Raw genomic sequence first — 25,150 nt, 5'->3', positions numbered from 1 at the left:
TGACATAAATTTCCAAGAGTTTCACAAGAAATTAATATACCATCGTGGTTGGTGATATCGTATCATGGCAAAGGATGGCAACCCTGGCTTTGATCGACGAAGCGTACTGAAAACAGCGGGCGCACTCGGGGCGTTCTTCGGTCTCAATGGCGTCGTCAGTGCAACCCCCGGCCGTGAGCCGGGGCCGAAAAAAGACGAAATTCTCGTGGGCGTCGACGATTCCGTTTCGGACGCCGAGTCGACGGTCGAACCCCTAATTCCGAGCAACGCGAATATCGTCCACACGAACGAAACGCTCGGCTACGTCGCGGTGAAGTTCCCGTCGAACGCCTCCGAACAGGCCAGAGAGAACTTCAAGCGGAACGTTCTCAAGAACCGGGAGGTCGCGTACGCCGAGGACAACGAAACGCTCGAGGCGTTCTACACGCCGAATGACCCGCTGTACAGCGACCAGTACGCCCCACAGCAGGTCAATTGCGAGGGTGCCTGGGGAACGACGCTCGGTGATTCGTCGGTCACGATCTCGGTCATCGACCAGGGGATCCAGTACGACCATCCGAACCTCCAGGAGAACATGGACGGCAGCGTCTCTAACTACGGGTACGACTTCGCGGGCAACAGCAGCGATCCGTATCCCGTCCAACAAAGCGAGAACCACGGGACCCACGTCGGCGGCATCGCCGCTGGCGGCACCGACAACGGGACCGGTCACGCGGGCATCTCGAACTGCTCGATGCTCTCTGCGCGCGCACTCGACGAGAGCGGCGGCGGATCGCTCTCCGATATCGCCGACGCGATCCAGTGGTCTGGGGACCAGGGTGCGGAGGTCATCAACATGTCCCTCGGTGGCGGCGGCTATTCGAGCACGATGGACAACGCCTGTCAGTACGCCCACGACCAGGGCTCGCTGCTGGTCGCCGCCGCGGGGAACGACTACGGCGGCAGCGTCTCCTATCCGGCAGCCTACGACACGGTGATGGCCGTCTCCGCGCTCGACAGCAACGAGAACCTCGCCAGTTACTCCAACGTGGGGTCGGAGATCGAACTCGCCGCGCCGGGTAGCAGCGTCCTGTCGACGGTCAACTGGGACGATTACGACTCGTTCTCGGGAACCTCCATGGCGTCGCCAGTGGTCGCGGGCGTCGCCGGTCTCGCGCTGTCCGCCCACCCCGGACTCTCGAACGAACAGCTCAGATCGCACCTCCAGTCGACCGCGGTCAACATCGGCCTCTCGAGCAACGAACAGGGGTACGGACGAGTCGACGCCAACAACGCGGTCAACACGGAACCGGGTGACGACGGCGGTGACGATGACGACGGCGGCGACGGCGGAGACGGAGACGAGGAGACCACCTCCGTCACCGACTCCCTCGGCGGCTCCTGGGACAGCGACTGCTGGTCGTACGCCTGGAACTTCGACAACCCGAGCCAGGTCGTCATCGACCTGAATGGACCGTCCGGCGCCACCTTCGACCTCTACGCGAACGAGGGCCGCGCCCAGTGTCCGACGACCAGCGACTACGACCACATCTCCTACAACTGGGGCAGCGACGAGCAGATCGTCATCGACAACCCCGATACGTCGACGGCGCTGTACATGCTCGTTGATTCCTGGGACGGCAGCGGCGAGTACACCCTGACGATCACGGAGTACTCCGGCTAACGCCGTTTCGGTCCCTTCACTCTCGTCTCCGCCCGCGGATCGCTTTTTTCACGCTCGGACACTGTCTCGAGACGGACACCGACAAAAAGACATTACTACCCCGAGAGTGTCCCCCAAACTATGCCGCTTGAGACGCCGCCGTTGCGTGGGCTCCACGACGAGCGAGGGGCGAAGTTCACCGAGTTCGGCGGCTGGGATATGCCGGTCGAATTCGACTCGATCCGTACGGAACACGAGGCCGTCCGCGAGGAGGCGGGCATCTTCGACGTCTCTCACATGGGTGAGATCACCGTCACGGGTCCCGACTCGAGGACGCTGATGCAGCGACTCACGTCGAACGACGTGGGCGCGCTCGATATCGGCGACTCGCAGTACGCCGCGATCACCACCGAGGAGGGCGTTATCATCGACGACACCGTCGTCTACCGACTGCCCGACGACGCCGGCAACCCCGCGTACCTCTTCGTTCCCAACGCCGGCAACGACGAGGCGATGCACGAGCGCTGGATCAGCCACCGAAACGAGTGGGAGCTTGAGGCGACCGTCGACAACCAGACCGACGAGTACGCGATGTTCGCCGTCCAGGGGCCGAACGCCCGCGACCTCGTCGCCGACGCGGTCGACGAACCGATCGGCGACCTGGGTCGGTTCGAGGCCAGGTACGCAACCGTCGAGGGCGTCGAGTGCTGGACCGCCCGAACCGGCTACACGGGCGAGGACGGCTACGAGTTCATCGTCCCGTGGGGCGACGCGGAGACGGTCTGGTCGGCGTTCGACTGCCAGCCCTGCGGCCTCGGCGCTCGCGACACCCTGCGGATCGAGGCCGGCTACCTGCTCGCCGGCCAGGACTTCAATCTCGAGTCCAATCCCAGAACGCCCTACGAGGCCGGCATCGGCTTCACCGTCAAACTCGACACCGAGTTCGTCGGTCGCGACGCTTTAGAGGGCGTCAAGGAGGAGGGCGCCGAGGAGAAACTGGTCGGCTTCAAACTGATCGACCGCGGCGTGCCCCGCCACGGCTACGACATCACCAACCCCGACGACCGGGTGATCGGCGAGGTCACCAGCGGAACGATGAGTCCGACCCTCGGCGTCCCGATCGGACTGGGCTACGTCCCCGTCGAGTACGCCGACACGGGGACGACCCTTCGCGTCGTCGTCCGCGGCCAGTCCAAAAAGGCAAGAGTTGAAACCACCCCGTTCATCGACACAGTATAATGAGCTTCGATATTCCCGACGACCGACGGTACATGGAATCGCACGAGTGGGCGCTCGAAACCGACGACGGCGTTCGCGTCGGCATCTCCGACTTCGCACAGGACGAACTGGGCGACGTCGTCTTCGTCGAACTCCCCGACGAGGGCGACGATCTCGAGGCCGAAACCGCCTTCGGCGTCATCGAATCGATCAAGGCCGTCTCCGACCTGTACGCGCCGGTCAGCGGCGAGGTGAGCGCTATCAACGAGGCGCTGTTCGACGCGCCCGAACTCGTCAACGACGATCCGTTCGGCGACGGCTGGATGCTCGAGATCGAGCCCTCGGACGACGCGGAACTCGAGGCGCTGTTGACCGCCGACGAGTACGAAGACCAGATCGCCTGAGCGGTCCCGACTCCGCCGCTATCCGGCGGCTTTCTCCCGATTCAACAACACCAGTGCGCTTCCAGCCACTGCGATCATCGCCGTGCTCCAGACGACCCAGACGAACAACGTATCGACGACGGAGACCACCGCGATCGTCACCAGAAACACGGCGAGAAGGCCCGCAGTGAGCCGTTCGCTCCGATCGAGCGCCATCGTTATTCGAGAGCGATGAGCGACTCGAGGACGTCCTCGAGGGGGTCGGTCGTCACGGCCAGCGAGTAGCCGTCGATCCGGGCGAGATCCGCGGCGTGCTCCCACAGCGATTCCTCGTCGAGGCCGTGGAGGATTACCGCGTTCGGCGTCGGGTTGACGACCCGCAGCGCAACGAGCGGCGATTCGCCCCGGGTGACGTCGGTAAAGACGAGTACGCGGTTGGTACTCTGGCCGTAGAGCCGGAAGAACTCCTCGCTCGAGAGCCGGGTGATCGCCTGGATGCTGTTGATCACGGTGTGGCCGCTGACGCTGTCGGTGCTCCCCGTGGCGATCTCGGTCGCGCCGGCCTGGTGGTACAGCTCCGAGAGCGGAATCGTGGTCGCGTACTCCCGCAGATCGTAGACGACGTCGCTTTCGAAGCCCGCGGAAAGGACCCGACCGTACTGACGGATGCGGTCGCCGCCGCGGCGCTCGTCGATCGTGAGCAGCCCCTCGACCAGCCGTCGGATGACGCCGATGCCGGGGCTCGTCCGGCGGCCACTCTCGTAGTCGGAGATCACCGAGGAGGACACCTCGAGTTCGGCCGCGAGATCCGTCTGCGAGACGTCGAAGTCGGTGCGCCACTTTCTGAGCGTGGCACCGGGGTCGTCGCTCAAAGTGATCTCGCCGGCGATCTTCTCCGCGAGTTCTCGACGCGGCCCTCGTCCGCCCATGTGACGGGGTCATGGGGTCGACTCAAGTAGCTATCGGAGACGGTCGGTCAGCTACGAGCCAACCGATAGAGCAAGGACGTGCTCGACCGAACGCGCTACCATGACTCACGAAGTCCGTCCGTACGAGGCGGGAACCGACGCCGAGGGGCTGTGGGCGCTCAAACGCGAGTTCGAACTCGGACTCGGCGGCGACACCGGCGGCGAGGAGAAGGCGGCGGTCTACGCGGCGAAACTGACGGACGACTACCGGGAGAGCTACCTCGAGTGGGTCGACCGCTGCGTCACCGAGGAGCCGGGGGCCGTGTCGATGGCGGAACTCGACGGGGAACTCGTCGGCTACGCGTTCGTCCTTCCGTCGTCTCTCTCGCATATCTGGGACGCCGCCGTATTGAACGAGATCTACCTCGAGCAGACTCACCGGGGCAGCGGGATCGCCGACGATCTGATGGACGCCGTCCTCGAGACCGCTCGCGGACAGGAACTTCCCCTCGAGCGGCTCGTCCTCGACGTCGACCGCGAGAACGACCGGGCGCAGGCGTTCTACGAGCGCTACGGCTTTTCACACTGGGGAGAGATGGTGGCGCGGTCGCTCGAGTGACTGTCGGAGCGAGCGGTGGGGGCCCTGCTCTGGAACCACTAAACGCGCCCCCTCTGAATACCGGATACTGACCGACTGGATCGAGAATTCGATAAAACATGATGTGGATTCGATGTTCTGGACGCGTCGAATCCACGTAGCTGGTCTTTCGTAAATGGTGAGATGAGCCCAGTTAGGTGAGTTGGGCGATGGGTATCTCGGCCGTCCCGGGGAATATTTTTACCTTCTCCCATCGTACGTCGGCGTATGTCCGATGCGTCGTTAGACGACCGCGGCCGTCTGACGCTCCCGAAGGAAGTACGTGAGCGATACGGCGAGCGCTATTATATCGTTCAGCTTCACGACGGAATTAAATTAGTTCCCGTCGCTGAAAACCCGCTCGACGCGCTCAGAGACGAGTTTTCGGGCGTCGACAAGTCGCCCGACGAGCTTCGCGAAGAGGCACGGAAAGCGGCCCTCGACGAGGCCGGACGATAGATGTACGCGGAAACGGATCTTCTCCTCGCGCTCATCAAGGACGAAGACTGGCTCGGTGGCGCCGCCGAAACCGTGTATCGTGAGCATCAGGACGAGTTGTGGACGTCACAGTTCACGCTCATCGAACTCCTTCTGGTCGCCTATCGCGAGGAACGAGATACGGAACGCGTCGTCACGAACGCTGCCGCCCTCGTCCAGGTACGCGGCGACGTGGATACCGTTGTCACTGCAGCAACCTACGTCGAAGACCACGGGTTCACGCCGTTCGACGCGCTTCACCTCGTCGAATCGGACGGGGATACCATCGTCTCCAGCGACGACGCGTACGAGGACATCACGTCCCGTCTCGACCTGAAGACGGGCGTCGAGGAGTGACGCTCCGGAACCACTAAACGCGCCTCCTTCCAATACCGGACAATGACCGACTGGACCGAGACGTACCGTCCGACCACGCTCTCGGAGGTACGCGGAAACAACAAGGCTCGAGACAAGCTTCGCGAGTGGGCCGAGAGCTGGGACGACCACCGGAAGGCGGTCATCGTCCACGGGAGCCCCGGCGTCGGCAAGACGTCGGCCGCCCACGCGCTGGCCAACGACCTGAGGTGGCCGGTGATGGAACTCAACGCGAGCGACAACCGCCAGGCCGACGTCATCGAGCGAGTGGCCGGCGAGGCGGCCAAGAGCGGGACGCTCACTGCTGGGGAGTCAGGTCGGCGGCTGGTCGTCATGGACGAGGCCGACAACTTCCACGGCAACGCCGACTACGGCGGCTCCCGCGCGGTGACGAGCCTCGTCAAGGAAGGGAACCAGCCGATCATCCTCGTCGCCAACGAGTTCTACGACATGAGCCAGTCGCTTCGCAACGCCTGCGAGACTATCGAGTTCCGCGACGTCTCCGCCCGCTCTATCGTCCCCGTCCTGCGGGACATCTGCCGGAAGGAGGGGATCGAGTTCGAGGACGCGGCCCTCGAGAAAATCGCCGAATCGACGTCGGGCGACCTCCGCTCGGCGGTGAACGACCTCCAGGCAGTCGCCGAGGAGGCGGAGACGCTCACCGTCGACGACGTCGTTACGAGCGAACGCGACACGACGGAGGGAATCTTCGACTTCCTCGACGCCCTCATCAAGGAGGAGGACGCCCAGGGCGCGCTGTACGCCTCCTACGACGTCGACGAGACGCCCGACGACCTGCTCAACTGGATCGAGGACAACGTTCCGAAGGACTACGCCGGGGCGGAACTCGCCGACGCCTACGGGTTCATGGCCAACGCCGACCGCTGGCTCGGGCGGGTGCGGGCCACCCAGAACTACTCCTACTGGCGGTACGCAACCGACAACATGACCGCGGGCGTCGCGGCCTCGAGACGCGAACCCAAGGGCGGCTGGACCCGCTACGGACCGCCGAGCTACTGGTCGAAACTCGGCCGCACCCGCGGCAGCCGGGACACCCGCGACTCGATCGCCGAGCGGATCGCCGAGCGCGAGGGGACGAGCGTCGCCACGGCCCGCCGGGAGGTCGTTCCGTTCCTCGAGAGGATGACCCACCACTGCAAGAACCGCGACCTCACCGTTCGGATGGCCGCCGCTTACGAACTCGACGCCACGGAGGTGTCGTTCGTCACCGGAAGCGGCGCGGACACGAACAAGGTCCAGTCGGTCGTCGAGGACGCCGAGGAGCTAACGACCGAACAGGCCGTCGCCCACTCCGGGAACGCCTTCCTGGCGGCGGTCGAGTCGAACGACGGCGACGGCGGCCACGACGCGGCGGCCGGCGACGAAGAAACGGAGACACAGCAAACTCTCGAGGCCTCGAACGAGGCCGACGAGGAGGCGGCGACGGAAGGGGCGGAGGATACCAGCGATGGCGACCAGCCCGACGACGATCAGGCCGGCCTGAGCGACTTCTTCTGAGGCGTGCGGACACGCGAAAATCTACGGCAATCCGCGTTCCTCACCGACGGCCTGGCAGGCCTCGAGACAGGCCATCACGTCCGCTTCGTCGTGGGTTGCCATGGGAGTGAGCCGGAGCCGACTCGAGCCTGCCGGCACCTGCGGCGGGCCGACCGTCGCCGCGACGACGCCGCGATCGCGCAACGCCGTCTCGAACGCGAGCGCTCCTCTGTGGTCGCCGACGAACACCGGGAGGATGTGCGAGTCCCCGAGAACGTCGAATCCGATCGACTGGAGACCGTCGCGAAGGTGCGAGACGTTGTCCCAGAGGCGTTCTCGCGGATCGTCGTGACGCGAGACGTGGAGGGCCTCGCTTGCGGCCGCGGCCGCGGGAGGTGCCAGCCCTGCGGAACGGGCGAACGATCCTGCCTCGGACACGAGACAGTCGATGAGTGCCTCGTCGCCCGCGACGTACCCTCCCTGGCTGGCGAGTGCGGTCGCGAGCGATCCCAGCTGAACGTGGACCCGATCCTCGAGGCCGTCGGCCTGGACGATACCGCCGCCGCCGACGTAGAGGCCGGTGGCGTGGGTTTCGTCGACCATCGTCCACGCGCCGAACGCCTCGGCGGCGTCACAGAGACCAGAGAGCGGGGCGACGGTACCGTCGGTCGGGAACACCGAATCGGTGACGACCAGCCAGGATTCGGACGCAGACCCTGCGCGATCCGCGCGGGCAGACAGCTGGTCCTCCAGATCCGGAACGCTACAGTGGTCGTAGCGAACGACCTCGGCGTCGGTGAGCCGACAGCCGTCGGCGGTTCCCACACGGTTGTACTCGTCGACGAAGATCACGTCCGGTTCGAGCGCGGACAACGTCCCGACGGCGGCGGCGTATCCCGAGGAAAACGCGAGCGCACGCTCGGTTCGCAGCGTCTCGGCGAGCAGTCGCTCGACATCGTGGTGAACCATCGTATCGCCCGACAGACAGCGGCTCGCACCCGAGCCGGTTCCGACCGTTGCCGCCGCCTGTCGCGCCGCGTTCTGGACGCGCTGGTCACTCGTCAGGCCGAGGTAGTTGTTCGAGGCGAACACGAGTGCCTCCTCAGAGTCGAGCACGGGGAGCTTCCCGCCCGACGGTGCTGCGAAATAGCCGCGTTCTGCGACGCGATCGGCGGGCGACAGCGTCCGTCTGCGGCCGGCTTCCTCGAGGTTCTCGAGACGGGTCTCGAGGTCGAATCCGCGGTTTTCCATCCGGATAGAGGGTCACAGTCACGTGGTATTACGTTCACGGTTCGCCCCGCAGACAGGGGCCGCGCTCGAGGCGGTGGTGGCGGTATCGTCATCCCCAGTCGATCAACCGGCTGGCACAGTAGAAAAACGCGATCCAGGCGACGAACAGGCTCGCAACGATCAGGAAGTAGTCTCCGATGGTTTCGTCGAAGACGACCAGGTAGCCGATGGCGATGCTAAGCAGAACGAGTGCGAGTGCGAACAGTCCGAGACACCGTCGGCGCTGTGTGCTCACGCCACTGGTTTCGATGGTCCCGACCGTTAGTAGTCGCTGCCTTGGGTCGGTGAAGACAGGGTTACCGTCCGGAACGGTGTGCTGCGCTCACGTTCGCAGTGAGAGTTCGTTCTTCCAACAACCGTTTCGCGACCGCCTAGACCCACAGCGAACTCCCCGTATCGCTGGTCGCTGCCTATCACACAGGGGGTAGCCGAACTATGTTATCCGTCCCGCACGTTCCCGAAATTTAAAGTTTTTGGCCAAGAGAGTGGTAGCAAGTGACCCATGACGGACACCGACACCGATTCGGGCGACCGGGCGTTCGACCTCACCTCGAGTGCGGACGACCTGTTCGGTCCGATTCGAACTGAACCACTCGCGGACGAACCGACCGACCGACGACACGATACCGAACGTGTCGAAACGGACGGGGAGACCGAGACGACGGCAGCCGAACTGTTCACACAGCTTCGAGACGAGGGGGTCGACGAGGACAGCGACGTCCTCTCGGGTGAGACCCCCGAGGAGATCATCGCCAGCGCGGACGAACCGGCTGAGCCACCCGAGCAGGGAACGAGCGACGACCTACTCGCGGCGGAGGCTGCGCTCGAGGAACTCCTGTTGACCGACCGACGGGAGGGCGAGGAGTTCGTCTGGATCGACAGCGGCGGACTCGACGACGAGTCACGGGACCCAGCGGTGGCGAACGCAGAACCGACCGGTAGCCACGAGTCGATGACGGTCGATAGCGACCGGAGCGCCTCGTCGGCGGACCTGTGTGACGAAGCCAGCGAACCGACGGAGTCCCGGTCGAAGCCGACCACCGACGACCCGCTGGAGTCAGCCTCGAACGAGGAGGTAGCGCCGACCGAGGACGGCTCCGATCAGGATGCGACCGACGCCCGCCCCGCACTGTTCGGTCGGCTGCGGGCGCTGCTCCGATCACTGCTCTAATACGGGAACGAACCGCTCGCCGCCTCGCTCACTGGGAAACCGCCGACGTCAATCGCTGAATGAGTGTCTGTCCGACTGTATCGTCGGCGACCTCGACGTCGCGTCTGAGTTCGCCGTCGCCGTTCGCGGTCAGGATCTGTACCCCCTTCTTGCGGGCGACGGTTGCAGCGCGTTCGTCTATCGTTCCCGAGGTCGTTACCAGTATCGCGTCCGCGCCGCCGGCGGCCTCGAGCAGCCGCTCCACGTCCGCGAGCGTCGCGCGGTCGTGAACGTCCGCGACGACGACCCGATCGAGTAGCGGGTCCTCACCGTAGACGTGGACGTGCTTGCCCATCTCCTCCGCTTCGACGGGTTCGTCCGTCCTGGTCTCGTAGCCGCGTGATTCGAGTGCGGTCGTGATGGCGTCCCTGGCGGCGAGTTGACCCTCGAGCCACTTCTCGCCGGTCACATCCAGGTCGTAGCGGCGGAGGGCCCGTTCGATCCCGTTCTCGAGCAACGACAGGCGGCCACAGGACCGACAGTGGAGTCGTGGCTCCGGGCTGTCCATACACTGTCCACAGTCGTGACAGGCGTGTCCCCACGAGCCGTGGAGTTCGTCGCTGGGAACGCTGTGATCGCACGTCGGACAGTCGAGATCGCCGTCGTCGACGAGGAACTCCGATCGCGGTCGCGTCGTGTCACATTCGGGGTGGGTCAGCAGCTCCGTGCTGATCGCGTGCGGTGACTCGCAGTGCGTACAGACCGTCGTATACTGCATTCCTTCCGCCTCGCAGCCGGGACAGAGATATATCTTCTCCTCGAACCGCACCGCGAGGAGGTCAGCAGCGGCGAGTTCCTCGAGCGCTTCGCGGTCTTCCTCCCCGACGATTCGTCGTGCTTCCGGATACGATACGTCTCCCGTCTCTTCGTCGACAGTCGGTGCGTACTCGTCGGTCGTCCCGTTCGAAAGATCGACGAGCAACTGTAGTCTGTCTGGTGCTACCATCTATCTCCCCTGAACATCAGTACCCAACCGTCGGACAAACCAATTTCTCCGTTTCAAAAGTCAATAGACGGTGAAGATGCGATCGAGACGCCCGCAAAACCGCAAGAACGCGCCGGGCGATTGCGTCGGCGTCCTACAGCAGGTCCTCGACGTTGTCGGCGACTTCCTCGGGCGTATCGCCGACGGGAACGCCTGCGTCGTTTAGCGCGTTGATCTTGCTCTCGGCGGTGCCGGTACCGGAACCGGAGACGATCGCACCCGCGTGGCCCATCCGTTTGCCTGGGGGCGCGGTGCGACCGGCGATGAAGCCGGCGACGGGCGTGTCGACGTGTTCGTCGATGAACGCGGCAGCCTCCTCCTCGTCCTCGCCGCCGATCTCGCCGCACATGACGATGGCGTCCGTCTCGGGGTCGTTCTCGAACAGTTCGAGCGCGTCGACGAAGTCGGTCCCGATAATCGGGTCGCCACCGATGCCGATGGCGGTGGTCTGGCCGATGCCGCGTTTGGTGAGGTTGTCGACGACCTGGTAGGTGAGGGTCCCGGAACGGGAGACGAGACCGACGTTCCCCTCGGAGAAGATGTTCCCGGGGAGGATTCCCAGCTTGGCCTCGCCGGGGGTGATGAGACCGGGACAGTTCGGGCCGATGAGTCGGGTGTCCGTCTCGGTGAGCCGCTTGTTCACCTTCGCCATGTCCTGGGTCGGAACGCCCTCGGTGATGGCGACGGCGAGGTCGAGATCCGTGTCGAGCGCCTCGAAGATGGCGTCGCCCGCGAACGCGGGCGGCACGAAGATTACCGAGGCGTCAGCGTTCTCTTCCTCGACTGCCTGATCGACGGTGTCGTAGACCGGGACGCCGTGGACCTCCTGACCGCCCTTCCCCGGCACCGCGCCGGCGACGACGTTCGTGCCGTACTCGATCATCTGACCGGCGTGGAACTTCCCTTCGCCGCCGGTGATTCCCTGTACCACGACGCGGGTGTCGTCGTCGACTAGTACGCTCATGCTTGTCCCTCCTCAGCGTACTCGACGGCACGCTGAACCGCGTCCTCGAGGGTCTGTTCGACCGTCACGAGGTCCTCGTTCAGAATCTCCATGCCTTCCTCCCAGTTGGTTCCCGCCAGGCGGACGACAACGGGCTTGGGAATTTCGTCGAACTGCTCGAGCGCCTCGTTGATCCCCTTGGCGACCTCGTCGCCGCGGGTGATGCCCCCGAAGATGTTGAAGACGACCGAATCGACGTTCTCGTCGGAGAACACCATGTCGAGCGCGTTCGCGATCCGGTCGGCCTTCGCGCCGCCGCCGACGTCGAGGAAGTTGGCGGGCTCGCCGCCGTAGTGGTCCACGAGGTCGAGCGTGGTCATCACGAGGCCGGCGCCGTTACCGATGATGCCGACGTTGCCCTCGAGGCGGACGTAATCGAAGTCGTACTCGTCGGCTTTCTGCTCGAGTTCGTCGCCGCCCGCCGCCTCCTCTTCCATCTCTGCCAACTCGGGCTGGCGGAACAGCGCGTCCTCGTCGATGTTCATCACGGCGTCGGCCGCGATGACCTCGTCGTCGCTCGTGACCATCAGCGGGTTGATCTCGGCATCGGCGCCGTCGCGGTCGTCCCAGAGCTGGTAGAGCGTGGTGAGAACGCTCGAGACGTCGCGCGCCAGATCGCGGTCGACCTCGGCGTCGTAGACCGCCTTGCGAGCCTGGTAGGGATGCATCCCGAACGCGGGGTCGATATGCTCCCGGGCAATCGCTTCGGGTGTCTCCTCGGCGACTTCTTCGATATCGACGCCGCCTTTCGTGGAGACCATCGCGACGGGTTTGCCCTCCCCGCGGTCCATCGTGATCCCGACGTACAGTTCGTCGGTGAAGTCGACTGCCTGTTCGACCAGCACGCGGTCGACGTGGTAACCCTTGAGGTCCATCCCGAGGATGGACTCCGCGGCCTCGCGGGCTTCGTCCTCGTCCTCGGCGAGCTCGATCCCGCCGGCTTTCCCGCGGCCACCGACCTGTACCTGGGCCTTGATTGCGACCGGGTAGCCGATCTCCTCGGCTGCGGTCAACACGCCGTCGACGTCCGACGCGAGCTGTGAATCCGGCGTCGGAATCCCGGCGTCGGCGAAGACTTGCTTCGCCTGATACTCGTGGAGTTTCATTGCGCATTCGAACGGGCGTTGCGCCGTTGCTTAAATCATGGCAGTTTCCGTTCGCGACACGGGACAGCGTCGAGTGGAGCCACGGGTGAGAGCGGGTATCGACGCGGGAGGGAATACCGGCTTTCGGCACTCGTTGGACCGTTAACGGCAGCAAGACTCTTCCCGAATAATATGCTGAAAGTCCAACCGATAGACAATAGATATAGTGATTCAGATTGATATGTTGCTCGAGATTATAGTAACGCCTGCTACTGACAAGGGCCGGCGTGGGGGATCGGTTCCACGGGAGGCGACGAGCCAGATCAGCATCGAGGGGCACCTCGAACGGGCATTCGCTCAGGAAGACGTTACCGAATCCAGGCATCACGTGCGGGACGCGTTACATCTCTGAGACACCGAGCACTGGTGAGCGACCGCCACTCAGGCACCGAGTGAGAAGCGGGATTCGGGTGCGGTCCACCCGACCGTTCCCGGGGATGGCTCGTGGCGCCGTTTACCGGTCGGGAGGGGGCTTCAGACCGTTGATTCGGGTGTGCTGCAGGGCAGCCGGCACGAAGAAGCAACCCTTAAAACTCGCGCGCGGGTTCTGTGAGATATGGCTGGAACTATCGAAGTGCTCGTCCCCGGCGGCCAGGCCAACCCCGGCCCGCCGCTTGGCCCCGAGCTCGGTCCGACCCCCGTCGACGTCCAGGCGGTCGTCTCTGACATCAACGACCAGACCGCCGCATTCGACGGCACCGAAGTCCCCGTTACCGTCGACTACGACGACGACGGCTCCTACACCATCGACGTCGGCGTCCCCCCGACCGCCGCGCTCGTCAAAGACGAAGCCGGCTTCGACACCGGCAGCGGCGAACCCCAGAAGGAGTTCGTCGCCGACCTCTCGATCGATCAGGTCACGAAAATCGCTGAGCAGAAGAAACCGGATCTGCTCGCCTACGACACGAAAAACGCCGCCAAGGAGGTCGTCGGCACCTGCGCGTCGATGGGCGTCACCATCGAGGGCGTCGACGCCCGCGAGTTCAAGGCGAAGGTCGACGCCGGCGAGTACGACGACGCACTCGCCGAGTAACCGCTAAGCGATCTCTGAGCGGACTGCACTCGAGTCGTTTCGTCTTCTCCGAAACGCAGCGATCGGTCGAGTCGTGCATACGGTCTCAGAGGATTCCGAGAGCGTAATTGGACCCCTGAGCGTCGGCTTTTGATCCAGTACGTTCGCAAAAATCCGACTGGGATTTGAACCACGCGAAGACGTACTCGCTACGCTGCGTGTGACTTCTCTGATTTAAATCCAGGGCGCAGTCGCCGCTCACGAGTTGTTCGCCGAGAAGTGCTCCGTCTGGGATTTGAACCCAGGTCATCGGCTCGAAAGGCCGAAATGATTGGCCGGACTACACCAACGGAGCGTTCGTCGTACGCGCCGAGCCCCACGTCGCGATGCTCCGTAGGACACCGGAGCGAACTGCACTCGACGCTTACTTCGGGCTAATAAAAAGCGTTCCGTTCCGTCTCCGGACTGGCACACACTCACTCGCGGTGGCCGATCGAGCCCCGTCACGCTGCTACCGCAGGAGTCGACTGTCCGTTGCCTGGAATCCGCCTCTCTATCGTGTACATTCCAATCGGTGCGACCGGCCGGCACCTCAATCCTTTTGACGCCGTACCGCGACTCGCCAGTCATGAAGTTCGTCCGATTTCGCGACCCGGCGGGTGCCGTCCGACGCGGCGAGTTAGACAGCGGGCACGTCCACTTCGGTAACGAGAGCTACGACCTCGAGTCCGACCGGATCGACGTCCTCCCGCCCTCCGAGCCGTCGAAGATCGTCTGTATCGGTCGAAACTACGCCGACCACGCCGCTGAGATGGGCTCCGACGTCCCCGACCGGCCGATGCTATTTCTCAAGCCGCCGAACACGCTCGCGGGTCACGGCGATACCATCACCGTCCCCGCCGGAAAGGAACGAATCGATTACGAGGCCGAACTCGGGGTCGTGATCGGCGAACAGTGCCGGGACGTTCCGGAAGCACGGGCGATAGACGTCGTCGAGGGCTTCACCTGCGTCAACGACCTCTCGAACCGCGACGATCAGCGTCAGGAACAGAACTGGGTCCGCGGGAAGGCCTTCGACGGGGCGGCCCCCGTCGGCCCCGTGCTCGCCACCCCCGACGAGGTTCCCGACGATGCGTCCGTCCGCTCGTGGGTCAACGGCGAGCAGCGCCAGGACGGGTCGCTCGAGCAACTCATCTTCCCGATTCCGGAACTCATCGCCGAGATCACGAGCTACCTCACCCTCGAACCGGGCGACGTGATCGCCACCGGCACCCCCGAAGGCGTCGGGAAATTCGCGGACGGCGACGAGATCGAAGTCGAAATCGAGGGCGTGGGCACGCTCGAGAATACGGTTCGGATCCCCTGATCGCGACGCCTCGAGACCACTCCGCGACGTGCCGCCAGCCGAACGTTTTTCGGCGACTCGCGTGAAGTGACGACCATGACCGTTAGATTCGGTGCCGTTACCGTCGACTGGCTCGGCTACGCGACCGTCCGCCTCGAGGGCGAGACCGGCACGGTCGTCTACATGGACCCCGGCCGGTACGGCGTCCTGGACGAGTACGACGCCCGCGACGGCGACCTCGTGCTCGTCACCCACGACGACCACTACGACCCCGACGGGATCCGGCGGGTGGCCCACGAGGACGCCATCGTGCTCTGTCACGAGGCGATCGACGCAGACGAAATCGATCGGGTGGAGGAACAGCCCGAGGAACTCCCCTACGAGATCGAACGCGTTCGTGGCGACGAGAGCTTCGTGCTCGGCCCGCTCGACCTCTACACGACCCAGGCGTACAACGAGGCCAGCGGCCCCTACACGGACGACGACGGGAACCCCTACCACCCCGAGGGCGAGGGGTGTGGCTACGGCGTCACGATCGACGGGGTGACCGCTTTCTGGCCCGGCGATTCCGACGTGCTCCCCGTCCACGAGGAACTCGCGGTCGACCTCCTCCTGCCGCCGATCGGCGGCAGCTTCACGATGGACCGCCGCGACGCCGCCGACCTCGCCGAGACCATCGAACCGGGACTCGTGCTCCCGATCCACTACAATACGTTCGATGCGCTCGAGACGGACGAGGAAGCGTTCGTCGTCGACGTCGCCAAACGCGGCGTGCCGGTCGTACTGGACGAGTAGCTCGACCACACCGATTTTCGTCGCTCTGCGGCCGTCCTGTCGAAGGATTTAGCTATCAGCAAGATGTATCGCTCGTATGGACAGTGATCCCCCGCCCGCGTACTGCACGAACTGCGGCGAGGGAGTCTGCGAGACGATGAACTTCTGTCCGAACTGCGGGACCGCCACGAGCACCGGGGCCGCGGAGTCCGACGACGAGGAGTTCACCGACCGGGACGTCCTCGAGCGTCGCATTCGGATTGCACTGGACGAAGGGTGGGACGTAGAAGAGGACGCCGGAAGCCACGCAGTGCTGATCAAGCGGTCGCTCGGCGGTGCGCTGACCCACGTCGTGATCGCGCTGTTTACCCTCACGTGGACCATGGGGATCGCCAACGTCCTCTATGCCGGCTACTCCTACTTCGGAAGCCCGACACGGACGGTCGTCGACGCGGACGGGGTTGTCGACTCATCGAAGCGAACCAGTCCCTCGATCGCAGAGCGAGCCATGGGCACGATAGTGACCCTGTTTCTCTGGGGATTTGCCGCGATGTTCACGGCCATCGGGCTGTTCTTCTGGATGGTGAGTGGAGGGACGGTACTCGCAACACTGGTGTTCCTGTTCGCGTTCGTCTTCAGCATTGCCGGGTTCACCACATTTCCGCCGTCGAAGCGCCGACTCGCAGACCGAGGCCCGGTAAGCAGACACGGCCGAATACGCGAAACCGACGAGCGCCGGATCGTCGACCCCGGCGCGGACTGTATCGAGTGTGGCGACTCCGTTGGCGCTGGGTTCGAGCGAACCTACCGCGACGAAGTCGCGCTGTTCGGCGTTCCGCTGACGACCTCAGAAGGGACGAACGTCTACTGTCGTCACTGCGTTAGCGCGGAGAAACGAGCCTTTGGGTCACCGTCGGACGAGTGCCGGACGGAATCGGGGCCCGGCGAGTTCGTCCCGGGGTCCGATCACGACGTCGACCTCGAGCGAGCCTGATCGTGGGACGAGAAGCGCCTAGCTGACGTCCATCGCCTCGAGTCGTTCCGGCAGCATCTCCCGAAACCGCGGTTCGATAGACGTCTAGATGACGTCCATCTCACTGAGCCGTTCCGGGAGATACGTCTCCGTCACGAAGTCCAGTCCGCGAGCGGCGAGCGACTGCTGTTCGGACTTCTTCTCGATCTCGAGCTGTAACTCGATCTGTTCCTCCCAGTAGTCGGTCTGGAAGCGCGGGTCCTCGAGTTCGCTCTCTAAGGCGTTGATGTCCGAGTCCGACAGCGGGTCCGTCGGAAGGTCGTACTCGACGATATCGGCGGGCTGGATACCGATGTACTGGGCCTCTGGCGTTGCGAGGTACTCCGAGAGGTGAGCGGACTTGATCGAGCCGTAGGCGACGGAGCCGTAGATCCGGTAGGACCACGGGTCGCCGTCGGCGAAGACGGTGACGGGAAGGTCGAGTTCGTCGTGGAGCCGCTTGGTGATCCGTCGGGTCGCCCGTGCGGGCTGGCCCTTCAGGTGGACGATCAGCGCGCCGTACTCCTCGTCGAAGCCGTTCTCGACGAGCCGGTCGCGCATACCGCCGGTCTCCACCGCGAGCACGAACTCGGCGTCGGAGTCCAGAAACTCGATCGTGTCCGGGTTGTTCGGGATCTGGTAGCCGCCCTCGCCGACGTCCTCCTGGCAGTGGATCTCCCGCTCGCCGCGGCGTGTCTGCTCGCGCAGGTGGAGCGGCCCCATGATCGTCGCCCCCGACTCCTCGGGCCGCATGTGGAAGTCCTCGCGGGTGACCTCAGAGACGATCTCTAAGTCCTCGATCAGCTGGTTCGACTCGTCCTGGTCGTTGAACTGGGCCTCCTTGTTGTCCCAGCTCTCGGAGAGGTAGTAGAGTTCACGCAGGGTCGAGGAACGGTCCTCCTCGAGCTGGTTCGCCAGGAACTCGATGGTGTACACCGCCTTGAGGAGCTTCCGGGCGCCGCGAACGGAGTTCGCGGATCGGGTCGACTGTCGGTCGCCGTACACCCAGACGCCGCTATCCTCGTCGTACTCGATGTTGCTCTTCGTCCGGGTCGGAATCGACATGCTCGGGATCTCGCCCAGTTCGAACTGGTCGTAGAACTGCGCGGCGAGATCGATCAACTGCGCTCTGGCCTGCTCGTCGTTTTTCGTGCTCATGATGACACCGTGAGTTTCTCGTCTTCGACGCCTTTCACGTCCAGATCGAACGCCGCGTCGGCATCGACCTCGTACTCGAGGACCGCCTCGTCGTCACTCGAAACGTCCGGGGACCACTTGACGAACCACTCCTCGTCCATCTCGACGACGGTCGCGCCGTTGCTCAGGTTCCGCGGCTCGGCGGAGACGATGTCGGTGATCTCGAGCGATTCCGTCGTACCGGAGTGGTTCTCGACGACGACGCTGATCCGGTTCCCGTCGCCGTTTGCCTCGATCTGGCGGCCGACGACGACGTTGTTCATGATGCGGCCGATGGCGTCGTCAATGTCTGGCTCGTCTCGGCCGGTCACCTCTGCGACCTTCTCGGCCATCTCGGGGAGGATCTTCCCCAGGACGTTCTGCTTCTTCCGCCGTTTTTGCATCGACCGGCGCTTGTTGAGGTAGCTCTTGAGTTCGCGGGCGGCCTCGCGAATCGCGAGTTCGATCTCGTCTTCGATCTCGGGGACGTTCGCGACGGCGTCTTTGGACTCGCTCGTGAACGGCACGTTCGTCGAGGCGACGTGGACCATGATGACCGCGGGACCGTTCGGCAGCCCGGAGCCGCCGGGCTGGTCGAGGCCGTAGTTGCGCCAGCCGATCGACTTGACGACGTCGGTGGTCGCACACGCACCGCGCTGGTAGACCAGCGGTACGCGGTTCGCAAACCGGAGGACGTCGACGCTGCCCTCGGCCCCGAGGTCGCCGCCGTAGGCGATACCGGCCTCGACGATGAACGGATCGCCGCCGGAAACCTCGGCGTCGCGGGTCGCTGCCGCGTAGAAATCGGCCTCGAACTCCTTTCTGAGCCCCGCCTCGATGAGGTCGTCGGTGATCGGTGAGAGACACCGCGTCGGCGGTGCCATGATGTCGGTCGCCCGCATCCCGTCGACGAGATTGCTCGTCGCGTCGCGGTCCTCCGCGAGTTCGCGAACCAGCGGCGGATCGTCGGGGACGGTCACCATCACGTCCCAGATCGCCTCGGCCACGTTCTCGCGGGCGGTGTCGCCGAACGCCACCTCGTCGTACTCCTCGGTGAGTTCCGCGGCGCGGTCGACGTAGGCGCGCAGTTCCCGCCGGGTGAGCCGGTGCCGGACGTCTTCCTCGTCCGCGAACTTGCCGGCGAGCCGGTCGGCGAAGGCGTGGATGACCTCATCGTCCTTTCGCGTGCTCGTCGCGTCATCCGCGAGCGCGTACAGGTCGGTGACCAGGCGCGATTCGTTCTGATCGCCGGTCTCGTCAGCCTCGAGTGCACCCTCCGCCGCCGGATCAGCGTCGATGAGCGCGGTCCAGACCGCCTCGAGAACGTTCTCCCTGACGGTGTCACCGAATGCGGTGTCGTGTTCTGCTTCGGCTGACTCCGCAGCCGTCGCGATCAGCTCCCGGAGTTCGTGGTGAGCGATTCGGTCGCGACTCGAGACGGCGTCGGCGACCGTCGCGGCGAAGGCGGCCGTCGGTTCGGCGCCCTTGTTCACGGTGGCGTCCTCGACGATTGCCTCGACGTCGGCGGACTCGTGGGTGCCGGGTGGCGACCAGGACATCTCGCGACCGTAGTGGCGGTCGCGGAAGGCGTCGATCACCGAATCGGCGGTCTTCTTCCCGACGCGGGTAAACTCCTCCTGGAGGAAGCCCGAGACCGTCTGGGAGTCCGTCGCGTTCAGCATCTTCAACACGGTGCCGAGTTCGACCCCGTGGGGGTGCGGACGGATCTCCTCGGTTTCCTCGGGGAGCTGGTCCGTCGCCCGTTCGAACTTGAAGTGCGCCGTCGGCTCGCGAAGCTCGAGTCGCGCGTGGGGGTTGACGACCGCGGTGTGCTTGATGTAGTCGTGGAGCTGTCCGCGGGCGCGCATGTTCGCCTCCATCTCGAGTTCGATCCGGGTGCCGTGGGGCCGGTCCCAGGTCGTCTCGCGGTCGACGCTGATCTCGGGTTCGTTTTCGTCGGTGTCGACGATCAACTCGAAGTACTGGGCCTGGCTGGAGCCCTGGGTGCGGCTGGTGATTCTGGCGGGCTTCCCGCTGGTCAGCTGAGAGTAGAGCACGGCGGCCGAGATGCCGATCCCCTGCTGGCCGCGAGATTGCTCGCGAGCGTGAAAGCGAGAGCCGTAGAGCAGCTTTCCGAAGACCTTCGGGAGGGAATCCTTCGTCAGCCCGGGGCCGTTATCCTCGACGATCAGGGTGTAGTAGTCCTCGTCCTCCTGGATCTCGACGTAGATGTCCGGAAGGATGCCCGATTCCTCTGCGGCGTCTAACGCGTTGTCGACGGCCTCCTTGACGGCCGTCACGAGGCCTCGAGCGCCGCTGTCGAAGCCGAGCATGTGCTTGTTCTTCTCGAAGAACTCGGCGATGGAGATCGCGCGCTGGTTTTCCGCCAGCTCTTCGGCGATCCCCTCCTCCTCGCCGAGTGTCGACTGAAACGACGTCATCGTCTGTTCATATCGGCGGTGGGGCTAAAAGGTGTGCGCTACCGGAGCGAAAGTGAACATCGTCTCGCGCGCGAGCGCGTACACGTGACTTTTATTACCCCCCGCCCACTAACCGAAAGCAGGTTTCTCATGTCCCAGGAAAGCGAGTACGGAGCCGGACAAATCCAGGTCTTAGAAGGTCTGGAGGCCGTGCGAAAACGGCCGGCGATGTACATCGGTTCTACAGACTCTCGAGGGCTCCACCATCTCGTTTACGAAGTGGTGGACAACTCGATCGACGAGGCACTGGCAGGTCACTGCGACGAGATCACCGTCACCATCCACGACGATGGCGCGGTGACCGTGGCCGACGACGGACGCGGGGTTCCGGTCGACACCCACGCGGAGTACGACCGGCCCGCCCTCGAGGTCATCCTCACCGTCCTCCACGCCGGTGGGAAGTTCGACAACAAGTCCTACCAGGTCTCCGGCGGCCTCCACGGCGTCGGCGTCTCGGTGGTCAACGCCCTCTCGGGTCGCCTCGAGGTCGAGGTTCGACGCGACGGCGGCGTGTTCACCCACGCCTTCGAACGCGGCGAACCCCAGGGCGATATGGAACGGGTTCGCGACCTCGATCCCGACGAAGACACCGGAACGGAGATTACGTTCTGGCCGGACGAGGAGATCTTTGAGACGACCTCGTTCTCCTTCTCGACGCTCTCGAACCGGCTTCGGGAACTCGCCTTCCTCAACTCCGGCGTCCGGATCACGATCTGCGACGAACGCGAGGCGGAAGTCGAAGCGGCCGACGGCGAAGTCATCGAAGAGACCTTCGAGTACGAGGGTGGTATCCGCGAGTTCGTCACCTACCTGAACGAGACGCGGGCGCCGATGCACGAGGACGTCATCTACTTCGAGGACGAGGACCAGAACATCCAGATCGAGGTGGCGATGCAGGCGACCCAGGAGCTCCAGGGATCGATCCACGCCTTCGCGAACAACATCAACACCCGCGAAGGGGGAACGCACCTCACCGGGTTCAAGACCGCGCTCACGCGCGTCGTCAACGACTACGCGACCGACAACGACCTGCTCTCGGACCTCGAGGAGAACTTGCGAGGAGAAGACATCCGCGAGGGGCTGACCGCAGTGATCTCCGTCAAACACCCCGATCCCCAGTTCGAGGGCCAGACCAAGACCAAACTCGGCAACTCCGAAGTGCGGGGAATCGTCGAGAGCGGCATGCACGACGGGCTGAGCACCTACTTCGAGGAACACCCCGATACCGCCCAGGCGATCGTGATGAAGGCCGTCGAGGCCGCGAAGGCCCGCAAGGCGGCGAAGAAGGCGGAGGAGCTGACCCGCCGCAAGTCCGCCCTCGACTCCACCGCCCTCCCCGGAAAACTCGCTGACTGCCAGACGAAAGACCCGGACGAGGCCGAGATCTTCATCGCGGAGGGTGACTCCGCGGGCGGCAGCGCGAAACAGGCCCGAAATCCCGAGTTCCAGGCCGTTCTTCCGATCAAGGGGAAGATCCTCAACGTCGAGAAACACCGACTCGATCGAATCCTCGAGAACGACGAGATCCGCAACATCATCACCGCGATCGGCGCTGGCATCGGCGACGAGTTCGATCCCGAAGCCGTTCGGTACAAGAAGATCATCATGGCGACCGACGCCGACGTCGACGGGGCACACATCCGTACCCTGCTCCTGACGTTCTTCTACCGCCACATGCGCCCGCTGCTCGAGGGCGGCTACGTCTACGCGACCCAGCCCCCGCTGTACCGGATCCGCTACCGTGGGAACACCTACGACGCGATGACCGACGCCGAACGCGACGAGATCGTCGAAGAGAAGTGCGACGGCAACCCCTCCCAGGTCCAGCGCTTCAAGGGACTGGGCGAGATGAACCCCAAGCAGCTCTGGGAGACGACGATGAACCCCGAGAACCGCATCCTCAAGCAGATCACCGTCGAGGACGCCGCCGCCGCGGACAAGATGTTCTCGGTGCTGATGGGCGACGCCGTCGAGCCGCGAAAGCAGTTCATCAAGGACCACGCGCCGGAAGCCGAGTGGATCGACATCTAGACCCGGTTACTCAAAACACACCTACGCAATCTACATGAGTTCAGACGTACCCGACCCGACCGACATCGACGCCAGAAGCGTCGAACCGGTCCGGATCGAAGACGAGATGGAACAGTCATACATCGACTACGCGATGAGCGTCATCGCGGGTCGCGCCCTCCCGCGAGTCGAGGACGGGCTCAAGCCCGTCCATCGGCGCATCCTCTACGCGATGCACGAGATGGGCGTCTCCTCGGGCTCGAGTCACCGCAAGTCCTCCTCGATCGTCGGGGAGACGATGGGTGACTATCACCCCCACGGCGACCAGGCGATCTACGACACCCTGGTCCGGATGGCCCAGGACTTCTCGATGCGCTACCCGCTGGTCGACGGCCAGGGGAACTTCGGCTCGATGGACGGCGACCCGCCCGCGGCCCCCCGCTACACGGAGGCGCGGATGGCCCCCATCGCCGAGGAGTTACTCGAGGACATCGAGAAGGACACCGTCGACTTCTCTGCGAACTACGACGACCGCCTCCAGGAACCCGACGTCCTGCCCGCGGCGTTCCCGAACCTGCTGGTCAACGGCTCCTCGGGGATCGCCGTCGGGATGTCGACGAACATTCCCCCACACAACCTCGGCGAGGTGATCGACGCGACGATCGAACTCATCGAGAACCCCGAGGCGACCGTCGAGGACCTGATGGAGCACGTCAAGGGCCCCGACTTCCCGACCGGGGCGAACATCGTCGGTCGCGACGCCATCTACTCCGCGTACGCGAGCGGTCGCGGGCGGATTCGCGTCCGTGCGGAGTTCGAGGTCGAGGAGTGGAAATCGGGTCGTGAGCGGATCGTCATCACGGAACTCCCGTTCCAGGCCAACAAGGCCCGGATGGTCGAGCGGATCGCCGACGACGTCAACGAGGGCGATATCGAGGGGATCTCCGACCTGCGCGACGAGTCCGACCGCAACGGGGTTCGGGTCGTCGTCGAACTCAAACGCGGCGCGAACACCGAGGTCGTCAAGAACCGACTGCTAGAGAACCACCTCGAGCGCACGTTCGGCGTCATTAACCTCGCGCTGGTCGACGGCCAGCCGAAGGTGCTCTCGCTCAAAGAAACCCTGCAGGAGTACGTCTCCCACCGTCGCGAGGTCGTTCGCCGACGCAGCGAGTACGACCTGAACGAGGCCGAGGAGCGAGCCCACATCCTCGAGGGCCGGCTGAAGGCCCTCGAGAACGTCGAGGACGTCGTCGAGTTGATCCGCAACTCCGAGGACCGATCGGCTGCGAGAGCGGGCCTGCGCGAGACGTTCGACTTCTCCGAGCGGCAGGCGGAGCACATCGTCCGGATGCAACTCGGGAGCCTCACCTCGATGGAGGCCGCCGAAATCGAAGACGAGTACGGGGAGGTCGAAGCCGAGATCGAACGCCTCGAGACGATCCTCGAGAGCGACGTCGAACTCGACTCGGTGATCACCGACGAGCTGCTCGAGGTGAAAGACGAGTACGACGACGACCGCCGGACCTCGATCGTCGAGGACCACGGAACGGTCACCCACGAGGACCTCATCCCGGAGGAGGACGTGATCGTCGTCATGACCGAGGACGACTACGTCAAGCGAATGCCAGCCGACGCCTTCGATCCGCAGGGCCGGGGCGGCAAGGGGATCATCGGCGCCGACGTCAAGCCCGACGACAGGGTGACGACGGTGTTCCAGGCGAACACCCACGACTACCTGCTGTGCTTTACGAACCACGGCCAGGTGTACCAGCTCAAAACGTACGAGATTCCCGAGATGGGTCGTACCGCCCGCGGGAAGTCCGCCGTCAACATCCTCGACCTCGATAAGGGCGAGAACATTACCGCCATCGTCGACACCGACGCCTTCGAGGCCGACGAGTGCGTGACAATGGTGACCAAACACGGCTACGTGAAGCGCACGGCCGGCGAGGAGTTCGACAACATCCTCTCGACGGGGATCATCGCCGCCTCCCTCGAGGACGGCGACGAACTGGTCGACGTCGAGGTGACCGACGGCTCGAAGGATCTCGTGGTCGCGACCGAGAGGGGGATGACCATCCGCTTCGACGAGAGCGAGGTTCGGCCGATGGGCCGGAACGCCCGCGGCGTCAACGGGATCAAACTCCAGGACGACGACGCCGTCGCCGGCCTGGTCGCCACCGACGAAGGCGACGAGCGGGCGCTGCTGACGGTGACGCGAAACGGCTACGGGAAGCGCACCCTTCTCTCGGAGTACCGGACCCAGTCCCGCTACGGGAAGGGACTCATCGACATCAAGACCAACGATCGAAACGGTCGCGTGGCCGCAGTCAAAGCGGTCACGCCGGACGATCACCTCGTGATGATGAGCGAGCGCGGCCAGATCATGCGGACGCGAGCGGGCGAAGTGTCGGCGGTCGGCCGGAACACGATGGGCGTCACGCTGATGAACGTCGACGCGGGTGACGCCGTCGCGAGCGTCGACGTCATCTCGAGTGACGAGTCCGACGACGCGAGCGACGAGTAGACCCCCGGTCCGTTTTCCGACAGTTCCGTACAGGCCTCGGC

The 25,150-nt window shown here is 64.5% G+C and carries 23 protein-coding genes and 1 tRNA gene; 14 read left to right on the top strand and 10 right to left on the bottom strand.

The window, feature by feature from the left end:
- The first annotated feature begins 64 nt into the window (after positions 1-64).
- From AC6I6S_RS01270 to gcvH, 3 genes are all read left to right on the top strand, one after another.
- Complete coding sequence (locus AC6I6S_RS01270; protein WP_497947906.1) at positions 65-1,663, top strand: S8 family peptidase; 1,599 nt, start codon at positions 65-67, stop codon at positions 1,661-1,663.
- Positions 1,664-1,783: 120 nt separating this feature from the next.
- Positions 1,784-2,881: a glycine cleavage system aminomethyltransferase GcvT gene (gcvT, locus tag AC6I6S_RS01265; RefSeq protein ID WP_497947905.1), complete on the top strand. Its 1,098-nt coding sequence runs from the start codon at positions 1,784-1,786 to the stop codon at positions 2,879-2,881.
- Complete coding sequence (gcvH, locus tag AC6I6S_RS01260) at positions 2,881-3,264, top strand: glycine cleavage system protein GcvH (protein WP_497947904.1); 384 nt, start codon at positions 2,881-2,883, stop codon at positions 3,262-3,264. The genes gcvT and gcvH overlap by 1 nt, the downstream gene beginning before the upstream one ends.
- A gap of 18 nt (positions 3,265-3,282) precedes the next feature.
- Here the strand turns inward: gcvH and AC6I6S_RS01255 are convergent, their stop codons facing one another.
- The gene (locus AC6I6S_RS01255; protein ID WP_497947903.1) at positions 3,283-3,459 is read right to left on the bottom strand and encodes a hypothetical protein; all 177 of its coding nucleotides are present in this window, start codon (positions 3,457-3,459) and stop codon (positions 3,283-3,285) included.
- Between the two features lie 2 nt (positions 3,460-3,461).
- The gene (locus AC6I6S_RS01250) at positions 3,462-4,172 is read right to left on the bottom strand and encodes a helix-turn-helix domain-containing protein (RefSeq protein ID WP_497947902.1); all 711 of its coding nucleotides are present in this window, start codon (positions 4,170-4,172) and stop codon (positions 3,462-3,464) included.
- Between the two features lie 100 nt (positions 4,173-4,272).
- Here AC6I6S_RS01250 and AC6I6S_RS01245 point away from each other — a divergent pair, with 100 nt between their 5' ends.
- From AC6I6S_RS01245 to AC6I6S_RS01230, 4 genes are all read left to right on the top strand, one after another.
- Positions 4,273-4,770: a GNAT family N-acetyltransferase gene (locus AC6I6S_RS01245; RefSeq protein WP_497947901.1), complete on the top strand. Its 498-nt coding sequence runs from the start codon at positions 4,273-4,275 to the stop codon at positions 4,768-4,770.
- A 246-nt stretch (positions 4,771-5,016) separates the two neighbouring features.
- Positions 5,017-5,247 (top strand): AbrB/MazE/SpoVT family DNA-binding domain-containing protein, encoded by a 231-nt coding sequence (locus AC6I6S_RS01240; protein ID WP_497947900.1) that lies wholly within the window; start codon positions 5,017-5,019, stop codon positions 5,245-5,247.
- Entirely contained in the window at positions 5,248-5,622 is a 375-nt protein-coding gene (locus tag AC6I6S_RS01235; protein WP_497947899.1) for a PIN domain-containing protein, read from the top strand.
- Between the two features lie 42 nt (positions 5,623-5,664).
- Entirely contained in the window at positions 5,665-7,158 is a 1,494-nt protein-coding gene (locus tag AC6I6S_RS01230; protein WP_497947898.1) for a replication factor C large subunit, read from the top strand.
- Positions 7,159-7,179: 21 nt separating this feature from the next.
- On the opposite strand, the gene AC6I6S_RS01225 is transcribed toward AC6I6S_RS01230, so the two are convergent.
- Positions 7,180-8,388, bottom strand: a complete 1,209-nt coding sequence (locus AC6I6S_RS01225) for an aminotransferase class I/II-fold pyridoxal phosphate-dependent enzyme (RefSeq protein ID WP_497947897.1) — start codon at positions 8,386-8,388, stop codon at positions 7,180-7,182.
- 88 nt (positions 8,389-8,476) lie between these two features.
- Positions 8,477-8,662: a hypothetical protein gene (locus tag AC6I6S_RS01220; RefSeq protein ID WP_497947896.1), complete on the bottom strand. Its 186-nt coding sequence runs from the start codon at positions 8,660-8,662 to the stop codon at positions 8,477-8,479.
- Between the two features lie 267 nt (positions 8,663-8,929).
- Here AC6I6S_RS01220 and AC6I6S_RS01215 point away from each other — a divergent pair, with 267 nt between their 5' ends.
- Entirely contained in the window at positions 8,930-9,598 is a 669-nt protein-coding gene (locus AC6I6S_RS01215; RefSeq protein ID WP_497947895.1) for a hypothetical protein, read from the top strand.
- Positions 9,599-9,626: 28 nt separating this feature from the next.
- Here the strand turns inward: AC6I6S_RS01215 and AC6I6S_RS01210 are convergent, their stop codons facing one another.
- The 3 genes from AC6I6S_RS01210 to sucC all read right to left on the bottom strand — a co-directional run bounded on the left by AC6I6S_RS01210 (position 9,627) and on the right by sucC (position 12,731).
- Positions 9,627-10,583: a TackOD1 domain-containing metal-binding protein gene (locus tag AC6I6S_RS01210; protein WP_497947894.1), complete on the bottom strand. Its 957-nt coding sequence runs from the start codon at positions 10,581-10,583 to the stop codon at positions 9,627-9,629.
- 133 nt (positions 10,584-10,716) lie between these two features.
- Positions 10,717-11,586, bottom strand: coding sequence for a succinate--CoA ligase subunit alpha (sucD, locus tag AC6I6S_RS01205; protein WP_497947893.1), 870 nt, complete (start codon positions 11,584-11,586; stop codon positions 10,717-10,719).
- Positions 11,583-12,731, bottom strand: coding sequence for an ADP-forming succinate--CoA ligase subunit beta (gene sucC, locus AC6I6S_RS01200; RefSeq protein ID WP_497947892.1), 1,149 nt, complete (start codon positions 12,729-12,731; stop codon positions 11,583-11,585). Before sucC ends, sucD begins: the two co-directional genes overlap by 4 nt.
- 595 nt (positions 12,732-13,326) lie before the next feature.
- On the opposite strand from sucC, the gene AC6I6S_RS01195 reads away from it, so the two are divergent.
- Positions 13,327-13,803 carry a 50S ribosomal protein L11 gene (locus tag AC6I6S_RS01195; protein WP_497947891.1) on the top strand — a complete coding sequence of 159 codons (477 nt, stop codon included), beginning with the start codon at positions 13,327-13,329 and terminating at the stop codon, positions 13,801-13,803.
- Positions 13,804-14,062: 259 nt separating this feature from the next.
- Here the strand turns inward: AC6I6S_RS01195 and AC6I6S_RS01190 are convergent.
- Positions 14,063-14,137 (bottom strand) — tRNA-Glu (locus AC6I6S_RS01190).
- Positions 14,138-14,410: 273 nt separating this feature from the next.
- Here AC6I6S_RS01190 and AC6I6S_RS01185 point away from each other — a divergent pair.
- The 3 genes from AC6I6S_RS01185 (at position 14,411) to AC6I6S_RS01175 (ending at position 16,895) form a co-directional block, all read left to right on the top strand.
- Entirely contained in the window at positions 14,411-15,148 is a 738-nt protein-coding gene (locus AC6I6S_RS01185) for a fumarylacetoacetate hydrolase family protein (protein WP_497947890.1), read from the top strand.
- A gap of 75 nt (positions 15,149-15,223) precedes the next feature.
- Positions 15,224-15,922 (top strand): MBL fold metallo-hydrolase, encoded by a 699-nt coding sequence (locus AC6I6S_RS01180; RefSeq protein WP_497947889.1) that lies wholly within the window; start codon positions 15,224-15,226, stop codon positions 15,920-15,922.
- A 76-nt stretch (positions 15,923-15,998) separates the two neighbouring features.
- The gene (locus AC6I6S_RS01175; RefSeq protein ID WP_497947888.1) at positions 15,999-16,895 is read left to right on the top strand and encodes a zinc ribbon domain-containing protein; all 897 of its coding nucleotides are present in this window, start codon (positions 15,999-16,001) and stop codon (positions 16,893-16,895) included.
- 84 nt (positions 16,896-16,979) lie between these two features.
- Here AC6I6S_RS01175 and AC6I6S_RS01170 read toward each other — a convergent pair whose 3' ends face one another.
- Both AC6I6S_RS01170 and AC6I6S_RS01165 read right to left on the bottom strand, forming a co-directional pair.
- Complete coding sequence (locus tag AC6I6S_RS01170) at positions 16,980-18,071, bottom strand: DNA topoisomerase IV subunit A (protein ID WP_497947887.1); 1,092 nt, start codon at positions 18,069-18,071, stop codon at positions 16,980-16,982.
- Positions 18,068-20,530 (bottom strand): DNA topoisomerase VI subunit B, encoded by a 2,463-nt coding sequence (locus tag AC6I6S_RS01165; protein ID WP_497947886.1) that lies wholly within the window; start codon positions 20,528-20,530, stop codon positions 18,068-18,070. The genes AC6I6S_RS01170 and AC6I6S_RS01165 overlap by 4 nt, the downstream gene beginning before the upstream one ends.
- Before the next feature lie 129 nt (positions 20,531-20,659).
- On the opposite strand from AC6I6S_RS01165, the gene gyrB reads away from it, so the two are divergent.
- Together gyrB and gyrA are read left to right on the top strand one after the other, a co-directional pair.
- Entirely contained in the window at positions 20,660-22,600 is a 1,941-nt protein-coding gene (gene gyrB / locus AC6I6S_RS01160) for a DNA topoisomerase (ATP-hydrolyzing) subunit B (protein WP_497947885.1), read from the top strand.
- Positions 22,601-22,634: 34 nt separating this feature from the next.
- Positions 22,635-25,109 carry a DNA gyrase subunit A gene (gyrA, locus tag AC6I6S_RS01155; RefSeq protein ID WP_497947884.1) on the top strand — a complete coding sequence of 825 codons (2,475 nt, stop codon included), beginning with the start codon at positions 22,635-22,637 and terminating at the stop codon, positions 25,107-25,109.
- The last annotated feature ends 41 nt before the right edge of the window (positions 25,110-25,150 follow it).

It is taken from the genome of Natrononativus sp. DTA114, from assembly GCF_059736515.1.
The sequence above is the reverse complement of the archived record's forward strand: the minus strand, read 5'-3'. Positions and strand labels throughout refer to the sequence as shown.

Coding starts and splice junctions, on each gene's coding strand:
- AC6I6S_RS01270 (WP_497947906.1), top strand. CDS start 65: ATGGCAAAGGATGGCAACCCTGGCTTTGATCGACGAAGCGTACTGAAA.
- gcvT (WP_497947905.1), top strand. CDS start 1,784: ATGCCGCTTGAGACGCCGCCGTTGCGTGGGCTCCACGACGAGCGAGGG.
- gcvH (WP_497947904.1), top strand. CDS start 2,881: ATGAGCTTCGATATTCCCGACGACCGACGGTACATGGAATCGCACGAG.
- AC6I6S_RS01255 (WP_497947903.1), bottom strand. CDS start 3,459: ATGGCGCTCGATCGGAGCGAACGGCTCACTGCGGGCCTTCTCGCCGTG.
- AC6I6S_RS01250 (WP_497947902.1), bottom strand. CDS start 4,172: ATGGGCGGACGAGGGCCGCGTCGAGAACTCGCGGAGAAGATCGCCGGC.
- AC6I6S_RS01245 (WP_497947901.1), top strand. CDS start 4,273: ATGACTCACGAAGTCCGTCCGTACGAGGCGGGAACCGACGCCGAGGGG.
- AC6I6S_RS01240 (WP_497947900.1), top strand. CDS start 5,017: ATGTCCGATGCGTCGTTAGACGACCGCGGCCGTCTGACGCTCCCGAAG.
- AC6I6S_RS01235 (WP_497947899.1), top strand. CDS start 5,248: ATGTACGCGGAAACGGATCTTCTCCTCGCGCTCATCAAGGACGAAGAC.
- AC6I6S_RS01230 (WP_497947898.1), top strand. CDS start 5,665: ATGACCGACTGGACCGAGACGTACCGTCCGACCACGCTCTCGGAGGTA.
- AC6I6S_RS01225 (WP_497947897.1), bottom strand. CDS start 8,388: ATGGAAAACCGCGGATTCGACCTCGAGACCCGTCTCGAGAACCTCGAG.
- AC6I6S_RS01215 (WP_497947895.1), top strand. CDS start 8,930: ATGACGGACACCGACACCGATTCGGGCGACCGGGCGTTCGACCTCACC.
- AC6I6S_RS01210 (WP_497947894.1), bottom strand. CDS start 10,583: ATGGTAGCACCAGACAGACTACAGTTGCTCGTCGATCTTTCGAACGGG.
- sucD (WP_497947893.1), bottom strand. CDS start 11,586: ATGAGCGTACTAGTCGACGACGACACCCGCGTCGTGGTACAGGGAATC.
- sucC (WP_497947892.1), bottom strand. CDS start 12,731: ATGAAACTCCACGAGTATCAGGCGAAGCAAGTCTTCGCCGACGCCGGG.
- AC6I6S_RS01195 (WP_497947891.1), top strand. CDS start 13,327: ATGGCTGGAACTATCGAAGTGCTCGTCCCCGGCGGCCAGGCCAACCCC.
- AC6I6S_RS01185 (WP_497947890.1), top strand. CDS start 14,411: ATGAAGTTCGTCCGATTTCGCGACCCGGCGGGTGCCGTCCGACGCGGC.
- AC6I6S_RS01180 (WP_497947889.1), top strand. CDS start 15,224: ATGACCGTTAGATTCGGTGCCGTTACCGTCGACTGGCTCGGCTACGCG.
- AC6I6S_RS01175 (WP_497947888.1), top strand. CDS start 15,999: ATGGACAGTGATCCCCCGCCCGCGTACTGCACGAACTGCGGCGAGGGA.
- AC6I6S_RS01170 (WP_497947887.1), bottom strand. CDS start 18,071: ATGAGCACGAAAAACGACGAGCAGGCCAGAGCGCAGTTGATCGATCTC.
- AC6I6S_RS01165 (WP_497947886.1), bottom strand. CDS start 20,530: ATGACGTCGTTTCAGTCGACACTCGGCGAGGAGGAGGGGATCGCCGAA.
- gyrB (WP_497947885.1), top strand. CDS start 20,660: ATGTCCCAGGAAAGCGAGTACGGAGCCGGACAAATCCAGGTCTTAGAA.
- gyrA (WP_497947884.1), top strand. CDS start 22,635: ATGAGTTCAGACGTACCCGACCCGACCGACATCGACGCCAGAAGCGTC.